General features: G+C 71.0%; 5 protein-coding genes. 4 read left to right on the forward strand and 1 reads right to left on the reverse strand.

Features of this window, described 5'->3' with window-relative positions; genetic code table 11:
* The 4 genes from AB0M63_RS44485 to AB0M63_RS44500 all read left to right on the forward strand — a co-directional run bounded on the left by AB0M63_RS44485 (position 1) and on the right by AB0M63_RS44500 (position 14,932).
* A complete protein-coding gene (locus AB0M63_RS44485; RefSeq protein WP_366023391.1) occupies positions 1 to 12,381 on the forward strand; it encodes a hypothetical protein in 12,381 nt (4,126 codons plus the stop codon).
* A gap of 89 nt (positions 12,382 to 12,470) precedes the next feature.
* Positions 12,471 to 12,782, forward strand: a complete 312-nt coding sequence (locus AB0M63_RS44490) for a helix-turn-helix transcriptional regulator (protein WP_366023392.1) — start codon at positions 12,471 to 12,473, stop codon at positions 12,780 to 12,782.
* The gene (locus AB0M63_RS44495) at positions 12,779 to 14,353 is read left to right on the forward strand and encodes a helix-turn-helix transcriptional regulator (protein WP_366023393.1); all 1,575 of its coding nucleotides are present in this window, start codon (positions 12,779 to 12,781) and stop codon (positions 14,351 to 14,353) included. The genes AB0M63_RS44490 and AB0M63_RS44495 overlap by 4 nt, the downstream gene beginning before the upstream one ends.
* A 9-nt stretch (positions 14,354 to 14,362) precedes the next feature.
* Positions 14,363 to 14,932 (forward strand): transcriptional regulator, encoded by a 570-nt coding sequence (locus AB0M63_RS44500; RefSeq protein WP_366023394.1) that lies wholly within the window; start codon positions 14,363 to 14,365, stop codon positions 14,930 to 14,932.
* A 475-nt stretch (positions 14,933 to 15,407) separates the two neighbouring features.
* Here AB0M63_RS44500 and AB0M63_RS44505 read toward each other — a convergent pair whose 3' ends face one another.
* Complete coding sequence (locus AB0M63_RS44505; protein ID WP_366023395.1) at positions 15,408 to 16,430, reverse strand: S66 peptidase family protein; 1,023 nt, start codon at positions 16,428 to 16,430, stop codon at positions 15,408 to 15,410.
* Positions 16,431 to 17,647 lie beyond the last annotated feature (1,217 nt).

Genomic DNA, 17,647 nt, shown 5'->3' on the forward strand with positions numbered 1-17,647 from the left:
GTGGCTATCGTCGTCTCTCCCAAGCTCAACTGGCTGTTCTTCATCCTTATCGGGGAGGAGTTCCTGGAGGCTGACGAGGACCGTGCCTACGACGCCAGCCAGTCGTTCGGCCTGCTCCAGCAGCAGGTCGGTGCGCTGAAGTCGCGGGCGAAGCAAGCGGTACTGGCGGTGGGAGAGGGCCTTCCCAGGGGGACCGCCGACCAGTTCATCGGGGCGATCGACCAGGTACTGCCCTATCTCGACCAGTTCGAGGCCGACCTGAGCAAGGTGACCGAGAACCAGGTCAACATCGCCATGCAGATCCGCGAGGCGAAGTGGAACATCATCGCCGAACTCATCCGCCTGTTCATCGAGCTCGCGATTCTCGCGGTGATGTCGTTCTTCACCGGTGGCGCCAGTGCCACCGAGGCGGCGGTGGCACGTGCCCGCAGCCGGGTGTTCATCCTGGAGGTCCTGCTCGAACTCGCGCACCGCACACACCTGTTGCCGGGCTTTCTGGAGGCCGCCGAGGAGGCGTTCATGACGCTGGCGGTCCGGCTGGCGATGATGGCGGGTGCTCCCGAGGGGCAGCGGCCGTCGTCGGTCGACTGGGGCGATGTGGGTCTCAGCGCCGTGTTCGGGGCTGTTGCGGGGTTCCTCGCGCCGATCTTCACGAAGACGATGAAGAACGTCACGAACAACCTCAAGAACCTCGGTGACCTGGGGAAGAAGTTCGACGACGTCGATCTGGGCGGTCTGAAGACACCGAAGCCCAACAGCCGCGACCTGAACCTGCCGGACAGGCCGAAGCCCGGCCCGGCGCCGGGACCCGCGACCCACGTCCCGAAGACGACTCCCACTGTCACCCCGCACGTGACGCCGACACCCCACGGCAACGAGAGCCTCTTCGGCAAGGGGCTTGAGCAGGGCGGCGAGTTCGTCGCGGACGGTGCCTCGGAGACGCTGGCCGAGTCGCTCGTGATGGGCGCGTTCTTCGGCGACTTCACGCCGAGTTGGCAGACGTTCGTCGGATCGGGCCTGAGCGAGCGGTTCGAGGCGGGAGCCGAGCACGCGGTCACCAACAGCGCCGACTGGCTCAAGAACTTCGGGAACCCGCCGCCGGTCTCCGCGCCGGTCTCCGCGCCGGTCTCCGTGCCGGTCTCCGCACGGGATTCCGGCGACGGAGACTCCGGCGCCGGCGGTCGGGGCCCCGGCTCGGGGCGGAGCGGCGACACGTCGTCCGGGGGAGGGGGGACCGCCGGGACGTACCCGCCGGCCGCCACGGTGGTCGGCGGCCCCGAGTCCGGTGCGGGAAGCGGCCCTCACCCGCCCGTGGACCTGGGTCCGGGACCGAGCCAGGGCACGGACACGGACATCGGCACGGACACCGGCATCCACATCGACACGGGCGCCGGCTCATCGACGAGTGTGCTGCCTCTCACGGTCCTCGACCCGCCGCCCCGCACGTCCGTCCCGGTCACTCCGCCGCCTGTGGTGGGGTCTTCAACGCCGGTGGTTCCGCCAGTGGTTGGGGCGTCCGCGCCGCCGACTGCCCCCGTGACGGTCACGCCGACTGCCCCGCCGGTCCGGCCGGTCGTCCCGACCGTCGCCGGCGGTAGTGGGGCGTCCGCGTCGCCCGTCGTGACGCACGGCAGTACCGGTAACGGCAGTGAACCTCCGGCGCAGAACCACGACTTGAACACCCCCGGCGCGGGGTCGACCGGAACAACTGGGACCGAGCCGCCCCTGTTCCCGGTGGTCACCGGGACGACCGCTCCTGCCATTGCGGCCCGGCTGGGGGAGGGCGTGGACATGAATCCGCCCCTGGACCGGGACCCTGTTGTCGAGCCGTCTGCCACGGAGTTGCCGCCGTCCGTGGTGACGTCGTCCTCCGGGGTGGCCACGGTCGGGACCACAATTCCACCCGGGGTCACCCACAATGACGTGTCTGGGCAGGGGAGTTCGAGCAACGGTACGGGCAGCGGCAGTACGACCCCGCACCCTGCCCAAGCCCCGACTCCGAGCCGCACTCCGGCCACGGACACCGGCACATCCACCGGCACCGGCAAGGGCAAGGCCGTGGCTCCGCCGACAACGGACGCCACCGATCCCGCCACCGGCATCGACCCCGGCACCGGCAAGGGCAAGGCCGTGGCTCCGCCGACAACGGACGCCACCGACCCCGTCACCGATCCCGCCACCGCTATCGATCCCGCCACCGTCACCGGCCCCGTCACCGTCGCCGACCGCGCTTCGGTCGTCGGTGCGGCCCACGATGCCCATGCCGAGGCCGTACGGTCGCTGCGGGACGCGGTGGACTCCGCGGAACGGCTCCGCGTGCGGGTCGGGTCCGGCGAGGGGACGAGCCGCGACGCCGCCGCGCTGCACGACGCGGACGACAAGGTGCGCCAGGCCCAGACTGACCTCTCGCGGACGCAGACGCGGCTGCGCGCACTGGGCGAGGTTCCGCGTCCCCACGCCGACCCCGCCCTGGACCCTGGCCCCGGCCCGTCGGAACCGGCCTCCGCCATCATCCCCGTGGTGCAACGCTCCGACGCCCAACGGCACTGGATCGCCTCGCAGTTGACCGAGGCGGACCTGCCGCACGACTTCTCCGCCGCCGGCCTCCCGACCGGCGATGTCGAGGTGGACGTTGCCGCCCTGTCCTCCACCGGAGCGGCCCTCACCGTCGAGCAGCAGACCCAGGCCATCCTGGGGAGCGGCCTCCTGTCCCTGCTGGAGGGCGGACTCACGCCCTTGCAGCAGGCCAAGGCGCTGATGCTGCGGCCCGGTCCGTGGCCCGGACACCTCGACACCGCGGCCGCCGCGGCCAGCAGGCGCCTGTGGGACGACGCGTTCTCGGACTTCGCGCTGAGCCTGCCCGAGTCGACTCCGGACAGTGCACGCGGGTTCTGGGACACCGGCACCGCGCTGGTGCTGCCGCTGGAACTGCACCCCGTGCTCGCGGACTCGCGGCATGCGATCGAGTCGTACCGAGGCGCGGTACGCCTGGTCGCCGATCTGCTGGCCGCGGGCGGGACGCGTGCGGAGGCGACCGTGCTCGCCGACGGTCTCCGCCGGGGCCTCGGGCTGCCGCAGCGGCTGCGCGGCGGTGCCCCCAAGCCCGAGGTGTCCGAGGAGTCCTTGGATGTTGCGCAGCCCGTGGTCACCTGGAGCGGCCAGACACCCCAAGTCCAGACGACGTCCACCACGTCCACGACGACCGGTTCGACGACCACGTCCACCACGTCCATCACGTCCACGACGACCGGTTCGGCGACCACTTTCACGGAGGTGCCGTTCGACGGACTGGTCAAGTCCGGGGAGGACAAGCCGGCTTCGGTCCCTCCCCGCGACCCGGACGATCCCCCGGAGAAGCCCCGTCGGCAGCGCCCGCCCCGCAAGGGCGCACCGCCGAACCGTCGTACCCCCTTGCTCGCACCCATCGACGAGGATGCCGAGGCCGAGTTCACCGCCGTGCCGGTGAAGAAGCCCGCCGCGCCGGGGCCGGCCTGGGTGGTGCACGACCTGGACTCCCGCCGGCCGCCCCGTGTCGATCTCGACCTGCCTCCGGCGCCGTACAGCGGCGGCGGGCCCGCGTCGTTCACCGACGGGGCCAGACTGCCCCTCTACATGGGTGGCATCGGCGCGTTGCTGCGCGGGTTGCCGCGCAACCTGCTGCGCCGTTCCTATGTCCTGGGCCAGGGGGACCGCGTCCTGCGCGGCGTCGACGCCGTCGTGGAGCGGCTCGGTCTCAGCCTCCGGCAGCCGCCCGGCGTCCGGCCCCGTCCCGCGCGCGCCGGCGGCATCCGCACCGGTGACGGGCTCCTCGACGACGTACGGCATGCCCTCGTCCACCATCCGAACGGGTTCTTCGGCGACGGGCAGCAGTTCAACTACCGCACGGTGGACGGCAGGTCGCGGGTTCTGACGGTGACGGCCCGGCCGTACGGGCAGTGGGAGAGGTTCACCTTCGGCTACGCCAATCCTGTGAAGATCGACACGATGCAGCGCAACACCGCTCTCACCGGCCGGGTCGCGGTGAACAGCACGTCGGCGTCGCTGGCGCCGACCGCGCCGCTGGGACCGGTGAAGACGCTGTTCGCGCCCTGGGGGCGGGTGTTCGCGCAGTTCTCCTGGACCAAGCGGGTCGAGTACAACCTGCAGAACCTCGTGGTGAACCAGAACGAGACCCGCACGACCGACGGTTCGCACGCCCATCTCGACGACGTCTGGTACGAGTTCAAGGTCACCGATCCGGCCGGACGCCCCGTGGATGGGACGGGCAAGGCGATCGGGCCCAGGTCCGGCGCGCGTGGTCAGGTCGCCTTCGGATTCGCCGTCAGGGACGGGCTGTTCGTGCGCATCGCCGACAGCCTGACCCGGCCCGAGCCGCCCGCCGACCGGCTGCCGCCGCGGATGCGGCTCGGCCGGGGCTCCCACTACCGCATGATGAACACGGAGAGTTTCGGCCCGGTCGCGCACATCCGGGACTGGGCGCTCCAGCAGGTCGCCACGGACACGAACAGCATGGCCGGCAAGCAGATCAGCTCGTTCTTCTCCACGGACGGGTTCCACCGCATGAGCCGGGTCATGGCGGCCGGGACGGTCACGTCGCCGCCGCTGTTCAAGGACGATTCGGGGCGCGAGCCGCTCGGTGTGTTCTCGGTCCGGGTGACGCCCGGCGAGGCCGTCCTCATCAGCGAGACCACCGCCGCCGAACTGCGGGACATCTCCCAGACGACGGTCCGCAACGAGCGGACCACCGGCAGGTCCTCGGGCGTCGACGTCGGTGGTGCCCTCGGGCCCGCATTCCAGCTTCTCGGCATCGACCAGGGCATGTTCGACCTGCGGCTGCTCGCCGGTCTCAACTTCCGCTACGGCGCCTCCCGCAACCGCGCCTCCACCACCGGCGGAACCGGCGCGGTGAAGTCGGCCGGGCAGGCGAAGGGCGACCCGACGGGCCTCTATCTGGTGCAGAAGACCGTCACGGTCACCGCACCGCCCGACACCAAGGCAGCGCTGCCCGACCGCAGGCGCGACGATACGAGCGCGACGCCCGGCAAGCTGCGCAAGAACCCCCCGCGGACGTGGAGCCAGGCGCCGCGGACCCGTACGTTCCAGACGTGGGCGGTGGAACGGCTCACCCGCACCGAGGCCCGCCGTCTCGCCGGTGAGGCGAGCCCCGCGCCCGGTACCCCGCCCAGGGTGCCGCCGTACCTCACCCCAGACGCGCCGCCCACCCTCGGCATGAGCAGGGTCGAGGAGTTCACGTTCGCCGACGGCTCCTACGTACGGGACATCGACGGCCAGGACCGCACGTTCCTCGACCACTTCAGCGACCAGGTCCTTCAAGAGGTCGCGCGCGCCTACCCGGACCTCGTCGCGCCGCTGTCCGAACTCGACCCCGCCAATCCCCGCTGGCGCGGCGCCGACCACTTCCAGATGGCCCTCTCCAACACCCTGGAGGTGCTGGGCACCCTCGCCTTCCACAGCATGGCGGGCAACCTGGAGACGATGATGACCACGGGGCTGCGGATCTCCCTGGTCGACTCCCGCCGTACCACCCGGGCGCACCGGTACGTGTGGGTGGACGCCGCCCTGTCCGGCCGGCGTTTCGAGGGCACGCAGAAGGACCTGCGGCTGCGGTTCAGCGCACCGGGCAGCGAGAACCTCGGCGGGCGGCAGAACAGCGCGCGCGGCGCGCACATCGGCGCGGAGGGGCTGGTGTCGCTGCGGGACGCGGCGACCGACGAGGCGGGCGGCCCGCTGCACGCGGGCACCGGTTCCCTCGGCGCGCGCTGGGGCGGCCGCAGCGACTCGGAGAGCGGCTACGGGGCCGCCGCCACGCACGAGGCCATGTCGATCGGCACCAAGGGCACCCACCTCTACAGCTACGAGGTCACCCTCACCGCACGGCGCGGCGGCTTCCGCCGCTTCCGCGGCCTGCTGCGCGGTGTCCTCTTCCTCAACCTGCTGGGCACGCGGCCGTTCGTCTTCACCGAGCGGGAGAAGAACCTCATCGGCCCGGCCGGCGTGCCCGCGCCGGGCCCGGCCCGCTCCGGGCCGGGTGCCAAGGGGCCCGCCGTCGGACGCGTGCTGCTCGGCGTGCCCGTCGAGCACACGCCCGTCCGCGACACCGCACGCCCGCACCACCCCCTGCACGGTGTGCCCCTTAAGACCACCGGGCCGGCCGCACGGGACCTGGCGCTCGCCACCCGCGGCCTGTTCGAGCGGGCCGGCCGCCGGGGTGGCGAGGAGTACCGGCGCCACCCCCACCTGACCCTCGCGGTCGTCGCCGACCCCGCCCTCGCCCGGGCCGCCGAGGACGTCCTCAAGGAGTCGTCGGGCAACTCCTGGATGCTGACCCACCAGGGCGCGCCCGTCCACGACGCGGCGCTGCGCGTGTTCCAGAGCCAGTTCCTGACCGCGAACTTCGACCAGTCGTCCGCCCCGACCGGCTGGCGTGCCTCCGGGCTGTGGGCGAAGGCCCCCTACCTGGACCGCTCCTCGGTCCTCGCCCACCGCACCCGCCTGCGCCCCGGGAGCCTGACCGCCGTGACGGGCGCCATCCCGATCGAGGCGGAGACGACCGTCGGCGGCGCCACCCAGGCCTCCGGACGCCACACCAGCACCAGCACGCTGTTCTTCGGCGGCCAGCTCGTCTACCTCCACTCGCACGACACCGGCACCGGCACCACCGGCAACTACGGTCTCGTCGCCAGCCCCTACCGCCTCGACAAATCCCGCTTCCGGGCCGTCTCCCGGACCGCGCTCGCCGAGATCAACCGCAAGGACCAGGGCCGGCAGGTCCTCGTCACCGGTGACGTCGACCACGAGATCGCCGCCACCTCCACCCTCGTCGGTGAACGCGCCACAGGCGTACGGCGGTTGCCCCGCCGGCTCGCCGGCGCGTCCGGGCGGCGGGTTCTGGTCAACGACGGCTGGGTCGGCCACGTTCCGGAGAAGAGCGCCTACCGGATGGGACTGCTCCACGACCGCTGGGGCGACGTCCCCCTCTACACCCGCCGCCCCTGGTCGCCCCAGCCCTGGCTCCTGGACCACCCGTTCGGCAGCTTCCCGCTCACCGCGCTCGACACCGCGACCGTACTGGGCGACTTCGACCGGCAGCTGAGGCCGCTCGGACTGCCGGCCGGCGACCGGGACATGGTGCACCGGCTGATGTCGGAACGCGTCGTGCGCGCCCTCGGCAAGGAGATGACCGGCGGCAACTCCTCCGTGCCCGCCCGCGTGGGCCGTTGGGGCTCGTCCACCGCCAATGTGTGGATCGGCAGCCGCAAGGTGCGGGCGCGCGCGGAGCTGATCCCGGTCAAGGTGCCCGCCGGCAGGCCCGCACCGGACGGCAGCGGCTTCGGCGGCCTGGGACACAGCGTGGAGTTCGAGGAGCACCGGCACGCCGTGGAGATTGTGCAGGAGGGCCGCGGCCGAGCCTCCGGCGCCAGCGTCGGCACCACCGTCACGCAGGGCGCGCACACCGGCAACGACACCGTACGGATGGCCGGACCGACGTACGCGGAGGTCGGCTCCACCCAGCAGACCGCCGCCCAGAACCGGTCCGAGGGCAGCGTGCGGATCGCCACCGCGACGACGACCCAGGGCCACGCCGAGTACGTCACCCGCTACCGGATGCGGCTCACCCTGGAGGTCACCGACACCCGCGAGGCGAAGCCCGGCACCGGCGCCTCCGCCTGGGTCCAGCGGGCCGCGCACCGCACCTGGCGCGGAATCTCGGGCCGGCGCCTGCTGCGCATCAGCTCCGAGGGCGACGTCGGAGAACTCGTCGAGCACTACCCGCTCAGCCTCATGCGCCCCGACCCCGTCGACCCCGCCGCCGAACGCGACGACCCGCTCGCCCCCGCCCCCCTCGACACGCCAGGCCCCTCCCGCCGTGTCGCGCCGCCCGCCACGACCGGCCCCGGCGGCTGGCTCGACACGCTCCACCCCGACGACAGCATGAAGCCGTTCACCATGCCGCCGGACGGTTTCAAGGTCCGCCGGATCGTCGGCGTCGACCACCTCCACACCGCCAACTCCCTTGTCCTGGCCTCCGCCTACGACACCTCCTTCCCGCTCACCGGCCCGGTCGACGACGACCTGGTCGCCCGCGCCCAGGACACCCCGCTCACCCGCGCCGGCACCGGGCCCGCCCAGAACCTGGAGGACGGCACCGGCAACGGCGCCCTCAGCGCCTTCTACGAACGCACCCTCGACCCCGGCGGCTACGAGGTGGCGGGCCTGAGCGAACGCGGCTTCTTCGGCGGCACGGACGCCGACCTGCGGCTGTACTCCCGGCCGCAGTTCCGCCAGGCCCGGCTGCTCGCCGTCACCGACGGCATGAAGCACGAAGCACCCAAGCGCCACGTCGAGGGCGGCGGCGCCACCGCAGGGCGCGTCGGGCAGAGCGAGTCATCCATCGGCGGCGGCCCCGCCACGTCGACGGCGGCCACCGGCACCAACCAGATGGGCGCCTCGGGACCGGGCGACGCCTCGACCGAGTCCGACACCCTCGCCTCGGCCGGCGACCGCCTCGCCTCGGTGAACGTCAAACCGAACACCACCCGTACGTTCCTCTTCGCCATCCCCACGACCTGGCTGAGCGTCGCCGCGGTCCACCACCACGTCAAGGACTCCGCGCCGGTGCGGGCGATGCGCAGCCCCTTCGGCAACCCGCAGCGCGCCCCGCAGGCACGCGAGACCGAGACCACCGTCCTGGCCTGGGTCCGCGAGGACGTCGCACGCGAACTGGGCCTCGTGGCGGACGACGGGTTCCCGCCGGTGGCCGGCAAGGCGTGGGACGCGGTCACCAGGGCCGACAAGGAGTGGACGGGTGCCGACAAGAAGTACTGGGAGCTGCGCCGTGAGGAGGGCCCGCGCCGCGAGAGCGCGCTCACGGACGCCGAGACCCTGCTCACCACCCTCACCGCCCGCGACCCCGAGACCCTGCCCCAGGTGATCGCCGCACGGGGCGAACTCGCCCGCCTGGAAGCGGAGAACGACGGCGCGGAACCCGCCCACGACGGCTGGGCGGAACTGCACGACGCGGAACGCGACGCCGCACACGACCGCGTGAGAGCCCTGCTGCGGGCGGCCGACGACGAGATCACCGCGGCCCGCACGGCCCGCGACACGGCCCGCGACCAACTGGACGCCTTCACAGCGGAGTTGGGTGAACGACGCGCCTTCGCCGAGGCGCTCGCCGACGAGTACGCACGCGTCCGGGAAACCGCCGACCGCCTGACCCGCTGGCACCAGCTCGCGGCCACACCGGCCGGACGCGCCCAGCTCGGCACGACCCCGGAACCGGACGAGGTCGTCTTCCGGGCACCACCGGCACCGGGCACCGCGAAGGCACCGGTGACGGAGAGCAAGGCTGCCATCGAGACGACCGACAAGAAGACCACCGACAAGAGCACCGACAAAGAGGCGGAGAAGAACGACGGCAACAAGGCCAGCGACAAGGACGGCAACAAGGCCAGCGACAGGGACGGCGACAAGGACGGCGACAGGAAGGACGGTGGGAAGCAGGACGAGGCGGCGGGCGGCGCCGAGCTGCGTCCCGCGTTCAGCCGCCCCCCGTGGGAGACGGCCGGCACCCCGGACCCGTCGCTGCGCCGCTTCGACGCGGCCCAGGACCACCGCACCCTGACCGCCACCGATCCCGACGGCCAAAGCTGGGTCTACGACCTGCACGAACCCGACGGTGACGGCAACGGGTTCTTCACGGCGGTCCTCGGTGTCGCGGACCGCGGCGGCCCGACGGCCGTGTCCGAGGTCCGCCGTGCCGCACTGGCCGGCCGCGTGGCCCGGAGCGTCGACATGCCCGCGGACGTGGCGCTCGACCCGCGAGCCGTGTTCCGTACGTCCGAACTGACCAGCCGGCTCGGCGAGCACTTCCGGCGCGATCCCGCCCTGTCCGGCACCATCGAGGAGAACGGCGGCCGGCTGCCCGACGCCCTCCTCACCGCTCTCACCCCGGCCCAGCGGCAGAGTCTCGTACGGCTGCACGTGCGGCGCGCCCGTCGTTGGGACGACGCGACGGCGGACCTCGCCGCGGACCTGACGGCGCGTTCCCTCGGGGTGGACATCACGGTCGTGGGGGAGGACGGCGGCTACCGGTTCTTCCCGGGCTCCACCGACCGGGCGGCCGGACCGCTCCGGCAGGTGACCGTCTACCGGCGCGGTGACAGCTACCTGTCGGCCCGTCCCCGTTCCACAACACCGGTGCCGGCGCCGCCGGTTCGGGGCACCGAACCGCCGCAGGACAAGGGCAAGGAGAAGGGCAAGGGCAGCGAGGGCAAGGGAGCCAAGAGCGACCAGGACACGAAGTCCAAGGACACGAAGGCCAAGGACACGCAGGGCAAGGACACGAAGTCCAAGGCCACGCAGTCCAAGGACAAGCCCGACTCCGACGCACAGGTCAAGACCGTCGGCGACAAGCAGCCGCCGCCTGCCCGGACTGTCCTCGTGGACGGACGGCAGATGACCCTCCAGAACGTGCGCCCCGACGGCAACTGCCTGTTCTCCGCCGTCCTCGGCGGCCTCGGCGCCCAGCACCCCGGCCACACCGTGCGCGGCAGGACCGTACACACGATGTCCGTCGCCGACCTGCGCAACGACACCGCCGACTGGTACGGGACGTCCGCTGCCGCCCACCAGCACGCCGCGCGGGACCCGTTGGACACGATCGTCCACGACCGGTACCCGGACCTGCACAGCCTGCAGCCCCTGCTCGCCGCGCTGGGCCTGCGGAGGTACCCTCCGCTGACGCCCGGGCAACAGGCGGGCATCCAGGCCCAGTTGAAGGCCGAGGGACTGGAGGGCGTCACGGGGCCCGGAGCGGATGCCCGACGGCGCGCGCTGACCGACCGGGTGCACGGGGACAACGTGCGCCACCTGGTCCTGCGTACCCTGCACGGTCCCGCCACGGCGGCGTCGCGGGCGCTGTGGCGGGAGATCCGCAGCCACCTGCCGGCCGTCGTGCCCGCCACCCCGGCGCAGACGGTCACCCTGGGGGAGCGTGGGCTGGTCGAGCGCGCGATCCGCTCGGCCGAACTGTGGCACACACCCTTCTACGACGAGGTGCCCCTGCTGCTCGCCCATTCGCTGGGCATCGACCTCGTCGTCGTCCAGCCCGACGGCCACGGCGGATCCTTGCTGCACCGCCTCTCCGAAGACGCGGGCGGGCCCACCGTGTACGTCGGTTACAACGGCATCGACCACTACGAGACGTTGCTGCCGACGGCGCCGCAGCCCGGTCCGGGCGTTGACCTCACCGCCGGTTTCGGCGACCCCGTGATGCCGAAGCGGGTGAAGGACGAGGAACGCGACGACGACGGCGACGTACGGGCGAACCCGCTGTGGATCCCCCTCGAAGAGACGGACCCCGACCTGCTGATCACCGGCAACCACGACGCGGTGTGGCTGTACACGGTGACCGACGACGGCCGGGTCCTGCTCGGCAGCGAGGCCCCGTCGCAGGTGATGGCGCAGGACCGGTTCGACGCGCTGCTCGCCGGCGTCCGTACCCGACGCCCCGGTGTGACGGCGCAGTCGCTGCGGGCGGAGATCGACGGCCTCGGACACACCGGCATCGCCGCCGTGTTCGAGGAGGGCGGTCGTACGCGGCCCGGCGCGAGCCGTGTGTCGGGCGAGTTCCGCTGGAACGAGAGCCTGCGGTCGTGGACCGTGAACGACAAGTCCGGCCGCTACATGAGCAAGTCGGTACGGCCGGGCATCGACCCGGCGGTCGCGGCCGGCTGGCTGGACAACGTCGCCGCACTCTTCACCGCCCGTCTCGGTGTCCAAGTCGCCCCGGACCAGGTCAAGTCGAGCCCCACGAAGGCCCCTGACCCGCAGCCCGCAGACACCCAGAACCCGTCCGAGCCCTTGTCCATGACGCTGCGTCGGCCCGCGCACGGCGGCGACTGGTTGCCGGCCGGGCTGGTCGACGCCCTGAGGAAGAAGGGGTCCGACCCGCTCGGCCGGCCGGGACTCGGCGCTCTCCTCGGGGGACCGGACCCCTCCGGCGCGCTGCACGGCTGGACCGAGTTCCGGCTCGCGGCGCCGGACGCCGCGGCGCGGGTGCCCCGCCTGGCCGCCGCCGACTGGGCGGGTCCGGCGCACACGACGGTGCCGCTCGACGACCTCGCCGCGGTGGGCGTGACCCCGACACCCGACCAGGCAGCGTTCGCAGCACTGACCGGCGCGCTCCCGCTCGGCGACCTCACCCTGACGCTCGCGCAGCGCTACCGGCTGCTGCGCCGCTGGGCGGACCGCGAGGAGCTTCTCACCGAGATCACCGCGGCCACCGCGGCCCGCGACCTCGGAATCGTCCTGACACTGGTCACCGGCGACGGGACGGTACGCCGCTTTGAGCCGTGAGGGCGCCCCCAGCACTCACCCGTCTGAAGAAACTCATGCGGCATCAGCAATATCCACGCTCAAAACGCATGATCGCGTAGGGTGGCTGCATGAGGATGACGCTCGGGGAGAGTGTGCGCGCGGCCGCCGCCGCGCTGATGCGGATCACGGGGGAGTCGCAGACGGACCTCGCCGCCGCGCTGGGAGTGAGCCAGACCCAGATCAGCCGCCGCCAGTCCGGCAGCGCAGCATGGAGCCTGAACGACTGCGAGGCCCTCGCAGCGCACTACGGTGTCGACGTTCTCGACCTGCTCGCGGGCCCCACCCGGGCCTGCGACGCACTGGCCCCGCAGCGGCGCAGCACTACGCGTACCGCCGCCGAGCCCACCGCTCCCGCCCCCGCCCAGGGACCCCTGCGATGACCGACTTCGACGCCATCGACGCGCTCCTGGCCGACGCCCGCCGCCAGCCCGCCCTGCCCCCCGCCGAGCAGCGGCGCGCCCTGCGCGAGGCACTGGACCTCTCACGCGCCCAGGTGGCCCAGGCCCTGGGCGTCAGCCCTTCCACGATGGCCGGCTGGGAACAGGGACGCGACCCCGGCGGGGCGGTCCGCGAGAGATACGCCTACTTCCTCCAGAGCGCTCAGGACAAACTCCGGACCCAGACCGCAGCACCCACCCCCACCGCCTCCCGGACCGAGCCCGCCGGCCACACCCAGGCACAGACCCCGGCCCCCGACCACACCACAGGCCGCAACCCCGGCCCGCACCAGGACCAGGACCAGGACCAGGATCCCGACCGCTTGCCCGCACCCGCACCCTGCGTCCTGTGCGGGGCCCCGGCCACCCACCACGTGGAGGGCTACCCCCAGCACCTGAACCCCGCCGACTGCACCCAGCCCCACCCCCCCCAACAGCCGGCCCCCCAGACCTCCGCCCCCCTCACCCCCACCACCAGCACCACCGCTCCCGGACCGGAACAGGACCCGCCCCCCGCCCCCCGCCGTCCGCCGGGCACCCGCAACCGCCCCCGCAACGGCGGATCCGCGGCCCGCACCCCGGACCTGATCGCCTCCGCCGTCACGGCCGCGCTCGCCGAGCACGCCGGAGACGTCGACGCGGCCGCCGCAGCGCTGGTGAAGCGCGCGATCCCGGACGCCATGGCCCTGCTGGACACCTGCCGCATCGGCGCGCGCTACGACATCGTCGGCCACCCCCCGCTGCCCGACGTCCTGCGCAAGAAGTCCGCCCACGGCGCGGACGGGGTATGGGAAGCCCGCCCGCACTGGACCCGCCCCGGCACACCCCCCGGCCCGGCCGAGGTGACCGCCCTCGACATCAACGGCGCCTACCTGTCCGCACTGAAAACCCATCTCCCGCTCGGCGCCCTGGAATACTCCACCGGAAATATCCATTCCCGCCGCCGCTCGGGAATCCATCTCATCACCCCGCCCGACTGGGACCACCACACCCACCTGCCCAACCCCCTCGGCGACCGCGACGAACCAGGCCCGGTATGGGTGACCGAACCCACCCTCCGCCTCCTCCAGCGCCTCGCAGGAGAAAACCACGGCCCGCTGTGCGACCCCCCGGTCATCCACGAATCATGGACATCCGGATCGACGGAACAACTCTTCGAAAAATTCCGCCAGATCCTCCGCGATGCCCGCGAAAAAGCCATCACCGAAAACGACGAAGTCACCCTGGAATACGTGAAATCCATGTATTCTAAGTTCGTGTCCACCATGGGAGAATCGAACTTCAACAGGGCGCTCTACCGCCCCGACTGGATGCACATCATCCGCTCACAGGCATTCGTCAACCTGTGGCTGAAAGCGCACAAAGCACACACCGCCGGACTCACCGTCATGCGCGTCATGGGCACGGACGAACTCCACCTCGCCGGCAACTGGCGACAAGTATTCACCGAAGGACGCGGCGTCTCCCAGGTGAAAATCAAAGACGTCTACACCCCCGACACCGGCGAACGGTAAACACCCCACATGCCCGACAGGACACACGACTTCGGACACTACGGCGCCCAGGGCGAACGCGGCAGCCAGGCCGCAGCCCGCATCCTGGACTCCCTCGCCGCAGGCATCGCCTCCCCGGTCACCTCACGCCGCGGCCTCGCCGCCCGCCTGCGCTACCTCACCCGCTCAGACACCGGCCGCAACGCCATGACAGAGGCCGGCATCACCGTCACCCCCCGCACCCTCAAAGCCTGGCTCACCGGAAAACAAACCCCCAACAAAGCCAACCTCACCAAAATCGACACCGCCTACCGCACCCTGCGCCGCCACAACGTCGCCCGCTACCTCCTCGGACGACTCAACGCCAACGGCGGCACCCGCGTCGAAATCCACCCCCTCGACCAGACCCACGTACCCACCCCACACCAACGCGTCCTCGAATACCGCAGACTCAACATCCGCAACTGGGACGCCATCATCGACGCCTGGGCCCAGCAGAACACCCAGGCACTCGACAACGCCTGGATCGACCAAATCGTCAACCTCGGCTCCCAATGGGGCAAATACGAATACGTCGGCTCCATCGGATTCGCCGCCTGAGACAACCGAAGCACCTCCGCCGACCCCAGCCCGAACCTGTCAGACACAAAACGAGGAACACCCTGAACGAGGCCGGCGAACGAGTAGTGAGACGGCCAGGAGCTCAACCACAGAAGCCGACCATCGAACGACGCCGCCGCGAAGCAAAACCACAGCCCGCCAAGCCCCCCCCCGCGGACCAGAAAACGGGCCCAGACTGCCATTCGCCCCTCGCCCACGGAAATACCAGGACCAAGATCCAGCAACCGTCTCCCGGCGCCACGCCCACCATCGCCGAGGCACCGCACAAGCGCTCTGCAGGACGAATCCCCGACACTCTTGAAAAACCCGCCAGGCCGGCCCACAGCACAGTCGACCTGCCACTCCACATCGCCCGGTCAGGCCCGCGCACCTACGACCTCGACCGGCCCTGACAGCGCATCAGCCCTCTCGTGGCGCGTTCTTCCGAGGCTGTCGGCTCACTGATCCGTGTTGCTCAGCCAGCCGGCCTCGTCATCGCCCGCGGCCGTACCGCCGGTTCCAGCAGCGACAGCGCCCGCTGCTGCGCGTCGAGAGCAACACGGATCCCGACCGGCATCGGCAGATTCGGGCCGGCGTGTCCGAACTCGACGTTGCCCAGGACGGGGATGTCACGGTCACCAAGGACGTCGAGGACGATCTCGCGCAAGGTCGGAGACACGTCGGGCGAGTCGAGTCCGTCGATCGCCTCCGGAATGCCCACGACCATGCCGGAGATCCGATCGAGAATGCCGGCGTGCCGCAGCACCTGGAGATAGCTCCACACATACGACGCCTGGCCGCCCGCCTCCTCCCAGAACAGCACCGCGCCGTCGAACCAGTCGAGCGGCAGCGCGAAGGGCGTCGCCTGCGCCAGCACGATGCGGTTGATCACCCCGCCGATCAGGCGGCCTTCGGCGCGACCGGCACGCCAGCACTCCCACATCGAGGTAGCGGGCAGCGCGCCGATCGGCTCCGTACCGGTCAGCAGCGTCGAGTAGAGCTTTTCAAGTTCCGCCCTGCGTGCTGCGGTCACACGCTGCCAGTGCCCGCCGAGCCCAGAGGTGGCCAGGTCCGCATGGAAACCCACCAGACCCGTGCGCGCGTAGAGCACCAGGTGCAGCAGCGAAATGTCGCTGTAGCCGAGGATCGGCTTGGGGTCGGCCACGATCGCCTCGACGTCGATCAGATCGAGGTAGCCCAGCGCCGTCTGGCCGCCGTCATGCGCGACGATGGCACGCACTTCGGGATCCCGCAGAAGAGCGTTGAGCTCTTCGGCGATCTCCGCCGGCCGAGCCGCGCTCCACCAACGGCGCCGCCCTGCCTCAAGGAGCGGTGCCCGACGCACACGAAATCCCATCCGCTCAAGCACAACCACCGCCTCCTCGAGGTCACGCTCGTAAGCGGCATGGAGCGGCCCGGACAGCGATGCGATCACGACGAGATCTCCGAGCCCCAGGGCACGAGGTCGAAGCAGTCGAGGCAGTGCAGCAAAGGTCACCGAGGCAGTATCCCGACACCCCCAATAACACGCGACACATTTACCGGCGGCTATCCACGAAGCCCCTGGGCCCAGAGCAAGCCGCCCTCCAGAGCCACTTCACGACGCCTGATCTTTGCGAATCATCCCCAAACCGGAGCCAGTTGGAGTCGCCCGGGTGGGGCCCAATAGCGCCGCCCTAGCCAGAAGGACAACGTGCGGACATCGCCGCCTTCTGACGGACGTCCTCGCGATCGGCACCCGATAATCGAAATGCTGGGGGCCGTGGCCAGCTCCGCCTCGACGACCTGCGAGACCCCCTTGGCACCACTCAGCGAATCGACGACGAGGAGTTCGAGACCTACGGCCTGTCTCCAGACACGATCTCAGAACTCCGACAGTGGGCCCACCAGTGAGTCAGCGACCTTGAGCACCGGCTGAACACGGCAATGAACGACGAGCTCAACGACTGCCGGCGCATCCTCGCTCCACCGCCGATGGCAGCACATTACTGGTGCTGCGGTTTCTCGGAATCCGCGGAGCGACAGCACCTACCTCGGCATGCCACATCTGAGCGAGACGGAACCCAACACCCGCTCGTGCGCCTCCTATTGGGCCGTGCCGATGTCGTCCGCCGCCATGCTCTGCTCACCACTGAGGGTGGCCCGGCTGCTTGCGGCCGGCCGACGGACTCTGCCCATGGAACCGCAGTAGCAGGGCAGGGCAACACCTCTGCCGGCATACGAGCTCCGGGTGATCGACGCGTGAGCGCGCCCCGCCAGTTGGAAGCTCGGCATCGGAAGGTTCGGGACAGTGTGACGCCCCGTCCGTTTGCTCCGAGTGACTGATGGGCGAGGCTTTGCCGTGGGGGAGTAATCCGCGGGCCGGAGATTCAAGGGAGTTGAAATATTTCCTATACACCGCACTCGGCATAAGACACGTTACAAGAATTGGAGATATTTTTCGGATCGAACAAGATCCGTTTTATGACGGACAGTCAAATCCCAATGGAGCAGAACAAGCGAATCTGCAATTCAGAATCTGATGAAGAGTCAGACCGGAAGGATGACCCCTTGTTGCTGCGGCTTTCAGGAATTCGCGGAGCGAATTCCGTCGGCGTCACGGAGTGACGCCGCATCAACTTCCTTGCGGAGCAAGGAAGTTGGAGCCGCGTAGCGGCTCGGGGTCTTCCGGCCCGTAGGGCCGGCGCGTCGTGCCCGCGGAGCGTGGCCGCGCGC

Origin of the sequence: Streptomyces sp. NPDC051576 (assembly GCF_040681835.1) — a bacterium.
In the GTDB taxonomy this organism is placed as follows: domain Bacteria; phylum Actinomycetota; class Actinomycetes; order Streptomycetales; family Streptomycetaceae; genus Streptomyces.